The sequence below is a fragment of the Cysteiniphilum halobium genome (assembly GCF_003574425.1).
Classification (GTDB): domain Bacteria; phylum Pseudomonadota; class Gammaproteobacteria; order Francisellales; family Francisellaceae; genus Caedibacter; species Caedibacter halobius.
The window spans coordinates 1-639 of record NZ_QLIU01000104.1; the positions used below are offsets into that span (position 1 = coordinate 1).

Sequence of the window (639 nt, forward strand, 5' to 3'; positions counted from 1 at the left end):
GTACCCATAAGTAGCTGTACCCCTGAAAATTATACTTGAGCGTGCTCGTGTAAAGTGGCATACAGGGAATGGGAAGCCATCTGCTAGAGGGATCGAGTCTGCAAAAGCATTTAACTTACTTGCCAGAGCATACTGTGTTTGCGGATGAAACAGCCATAAATTTGCAGATTGCTTAACGTAGTTGCAACGACTGACAAGACCTGGAAACCAGGACTGCCAATTCGTCTTAAAGTATTGCCATATACCTTTATCTGTGTCTTTGCCCATAAATTCTCCTACAATATCTATGGTAATCACTTCTGCATCTGAAAGCTTTGGCGCAAAGCCTCGAGCTCTTAAGGGGTGTTCTTTTGTCAGGTTTTTTAATTCATTGTCTACCAAACAATACACAGAAATGATAAAGTCTTCTAATAGCATAAGGTGTGCTTCCAGTTTTTTTGTGCAAATTAAAAACTAAAGCTTTTCCTTATGCTATGCAATATCTACCACTTAAAAAAGTTGAACATGGCGTATCTATTACATATTCAAATGAATATAGGGATGCTTAGTATTGGGGATTTATATACATTGATTGCTGTAGCTGCTGTCTCAGGAATTTCCTACTTAAGTTTTTTTATTATTGTGCAACAGGCATCTATT

The 639-nt window shown here is 37.9% G+C and carries 1 pseudogene; it reads right to left on the bottom strand.

Annotated features, from left to right (window positions below):
* Nucleotides 1-417: pseudogene (locus DNK85_RS11090) on the bottom strand (IS982 family transposase); the annotation flags it as partial.
* Between the last annotated feature and the right edge of the window lie 222 nt (nt 418-639).